The organism is Flectobacillus sp. (genome assembly GCF_049240685.1).
Lineage (GTDB): Bacteria > Bacteroidota > Bacteroidia > Cytophagales > Spirosomataceae > Flectobacillus.
Window position 1 is genome coordinate 1 of sequence record NZ_JBMLSD010000390.1, and the last position, 3,756, is coordinate 3,756.

Consider the following 3,756-nt stretch of genomic DNA (forward strand, 5'->3'; position numbering starts at 1 on the left):
TAAATCAAAGCCCATGCGGCGATGAAAGCTGCATTTTTACAGGCTCAGCCATTTGAATACTGAGCATTGAAACCAACTGAAATACCGTCGCAAACATCCCAATGATTGCAAAAGCCTGCACCAAATACCCAATCATTACCAAGAGCTTCTCGATATAGGCTAGCCTTGTAGGAACTTCATCCTCGTCGTCGATATGACTACCCAATAAGCTTCTACAGTACAAAATAACATCCTGATGATGGACAACTATTTTTCCCAAAAAGAAAACGCAGATATTAAATGCAAACGCTGGTAAAGTGGTGAGTAAAGAACCGATGATGAGCATGATTAAATAGGTTAAAATGAGTTTATTGTAAATAGGTATTTTAAAAGTGTATAAGTATTCCTTTCTTCTTTTATACTCGATTTGATAGTTGTTTTTTCAAAAAGCTTTGAAACTTTTGCGTTGGATGAATATAGTTTCAATGGATTTATTTATAAAATAAGACTTTTCCATTCTTCATCCACAAAATCTCAGTATCCAAAAATGTCTATTCAGAGGGAAATTCTGTAGCTTAAGTTAAATAATTAGGTTTATTTCTCAACTTGTGAGCAACTTTGTAAACTCATAAATGCCTTTAGGTAATCTTAAAAATGCCTAAAGTTAGATTAATGAAAGAAAAGAATGTCCAAAACTAGAGATACCTTCTTGAGCATACGCAGAAAACGAATTATCATTATCGTTTTTGCTTTTGTGCTCTATAACTTAGTTTCCTATATCATCGACCCGTTTTCGGCTTATTGGAAAATCTATTTCCAACGAGATACCTTTGATATTTTCCTCGACCTTTTTCTCAATTTTAGCTTTTGTTGCTTCATTTCTGAATCAAGTATTTTTTTAGGAATGAAACTCAATCACTCTATCCCTTGGACCAAAAGCCCTTATCGAAGACTGATGATTGAAACGGGGCTCAATTTTATTCTGGTCATGCTTGCTATTGGCTTTTTTGACTTTTTGTACCGATTCCTCGAAATGTGTGAGGCTAGCTCAATGAGCATCGAAATGCAACGTGGTTATATTCAATGGATTGTGGTCAGTGTTATTATTTCTTTTATGATTATTGGCATTAATACCTGCGTGTATTTAATCGACAATTGGAAAAATTCCGAAATACGTGCCGCCACACTCGACCAAATGGCCGTAGAGGCTGAATTGTATTCGCTCAAGCTCCAAATAGACCCACATTTTGTATTCAACAACCTCAGCGTATTATCAGAAATGATTCTGAAAGACCAGCAATTGGGCTATGAATATGCTGAAAATTTTTCGAGAATATACCGCTATATGCTCGTCAATACCAAGAAGGATATTATATCGCTAGACGAAGAATTAAGGTTTTTAAAATCGTATATTTTTCTGATTAAACAACGCATTGGTGATGGTGTTACTTTTGAAGTTGATATTGAAAAAGAATGCTTAGGTGCTTGTTTGCCGCCTTTAACCTTGCAGTTATTGGTAGAAAATGCCTTAAAGCATAATAAAACCTCTCGGCGAAATCCGCTTCAAATTTGTATTTATAATAACGAAAATGATGAACTCATCGTAGAAAACAACCTTCTACCGATTGAAAATCCCATGAGTTCATCAGGTTTAGGCTTGCAAAATATTCAAAGACGCTATAAGCTGTTATGGCAAAAGGGTGTAGAAATTGACAAAAGCAACGATATTTTCAAAGTAATTATACCACTGATAAGAGCATGATTCAGAAAGTACTCATCATAGAAGACGAAAAACCCAATGCCGATAGACTCGAACGATTGATAAAATCAGTTCGTCCAAATGTACAAATTGTGGAAGTATTAGACTGTATTAGTGACAGTATCGACTGGTTTGAAACTCATGAAATGCCTGATGTTGTCATGATGGATATTCGTTTGTCGGATGGATTGAGCTTTGAGATTTTTGAAAAAACAACTATCTCTTGCCCTATCATTTTTACTACCGCGTATGACGAATACGCCGTGAAGGCTTTCAAATATAATAGCATCGACTACCTGCTCAAACCTGTAGAATTGGATGAGTTGGAGCGTGCTTTTCAGAAATTAGAAAGTACTTCCTCTGTGCCAGAACCAGCTTCCTTGGCGAATTTATTGAATTATTTTCAGCCAAAAGATTTCAGAACTCGGTTTTTATTGCCATACAGAGATGGGTACAAGAGCTTGCAAATCAGCGATATATCCTATTTTTATTCTAAACTCAAAATCACTCGTGCTAAGCTACACAATGGTACCGAGGAAATCATTCCATTGACCATGGAAGAGCTAGAAGAACAACTCAATCCCAAGGATTTTTTTCGTGCCAATCGTCAGTTTATTATCCATGTCGATGCCATCGAACAAATTCACAATTACTTTAATGGAAAACTAAAAATTGACTTGAAAAAAAGCCCTGAAGATATGGAGCTAATCGTAAGTCGTGAAAAAGCCAGTTTACTCAAAGCTTGGTTGGATTTTTAACGTATTGACTCTTCTTTGATTTCTTATTTCGGTCAGACACGTTTTCTTTTCAGAATCCAATTTTGTCGGTTCGGTCATTTTTACCTTAGCTCCTCGCTTTTCTCTTTATTTCTTTGTATTAAAAATTTTCTATCTATACGAAATCATGATAAAAATCGCATTCGGAACGAGATTACCTAGTAAGGAACTCTTGTTTTTTGCTTTTTCACTCTTGTTTTTTTCATGTAAAGAACAAGCACAGCAAACCCAGCAACCACCGCTAGTTGTTGATTTTATCCAATTAGGCGCTACCAACGCTGAAGTCGAAAAAAAATATCCAGGTACGATTGAAGGGACAGTCAATGTAGATATCAAAGCTCAAGTAACAGGATATTTGGAGCAGATTTACGTCAAAGAAGGTGACTATGTCAAAAAAGGTCAACCACTTTTCAAAATCAAAGGTGATGTTTACAACGAACAAGTCAATAATAGTAAAGCACTCTTAGAAGCTGCCTTGGCGGCACAAGCTACTGCCAAATTAGAGGTTGAAAAATTAAAACCTTTGGTAGAAGGTAAAGTAGTTTCGGAAATGCAACTCAAAACGGCTCAATCCAATTACGAAGCCGCAACAGCCCAAGTCCAACAGGCACGCGCCGCCCTTGGCTCATCAAAAATCAACCTAGACTTTAGTGTTCTCAAAGCCCCAGTAAGTGGATATATCGGTCGAATTCCCAACCGTGTTGGCAACTTGGTGATGCCAAATGATGCAACGCCCCTAACCACTCTTTCAGAAATCAATGAGGTTTTAGTCTATTTCTCTTTGAGCGAAGCCGATTATATCTCTTTTGCCAAAGAAGGAGGATTTCAGAAAAATGCTAATTCCGTAGAACTAGTAATGGCAGATGGCTCGATGTATAATCACAAAGGTCGCCTGACAGTAGCCAGTGGAAATATCGATAAAACGACTGGGAGTATGTCATTCAAAGCGATTTTCCCCAATCCACAAAAATTGCTTCGTTCAGGTGGTACAGCTAGGGTAATTCTCAAAAAAGACTTTGATGGCGTTTTGAAAGTTCCAATGGGCAGTGTCAAAGATATTCAAGATAAATTTTTCGTCTTTACCCTCGGCGACAGCAGCAAGGTATCTATGAAACCTTTTGAGGTAGCAGGAAAAGTAGACGGTCAATATATCGTAAAATCGGGATTAAAGGCAGGCGAAAAAATCGCCACCAACAACATCGATATGCTTAACGAAGGGGTAGTAGTGAAGGCGGTGATTAA

General features: G+C 37.2%; 4 protein-coding genes. 3 read left to right on the forward strand and 1 reads right to left on the reverse strand.

Annotated features, from left to right (window positions below; translation table 11 throughout):
* Window positions 1–4: 4 nt before the first annotated feature.
* Window positions 5–325, reverse strand: a complete 321-nt coding sequence (locus tag ACOVQ4_RS17900; protein WP_421821983.1) for a hypothetical protein — start codon at window positions 323–325, stop codon at window positions 5–7.
* 339 nt (window positions 326–664) lie between these two features.
* On the opposite strand from ACOVQ4_RS17900, the gene ACOVQ4_RS17905 reads away from it, so the two are divergent.
* From ACOVQ4_RS17905 to ACOVQ4_RS17915, 3 genes are all read left to right on the forward strand, one after another.
* The gene (locus ACOVQ4_RS17905; RefSeq protein WP_421821984.1) at window positions 665–1,741 is read left to right on the forward strand and encodes a sensor histidine kinase; all 1,077 of its coding nucleotides are present in this window, start codon (window positions 665–667) and stop codon (window positions 1,739–1,741) included.
* On the forward strand, window positions 1,738–2,496 hold the full coding sequence (locus ACOVQ4_RS17910; protein WP_421821985.1) for a LytR/AlgR family response regulator transcription factor: 759 nt from the start codon (window positions 1,738–1,740) through the stop codon (window positions 2,494–2,496). The genes ACOVQ4_RS17905 and ACOVQ4_RS17910 overlap by 4 nt, the downstream gene beginning before the upstream one ends.
* A 145-nt stretch (window positions 2,497–2,641) precedes the next feature.
* Window positions 2,642–3,756 (forward strand): efflux RND transporter periplasmic adaptor subunit (locus ACOVQ4_RS17915; RefSeq protein ID WP_421821986.1); only part of this gene is annotated, 1,115 nt, incomplete at its 3' end.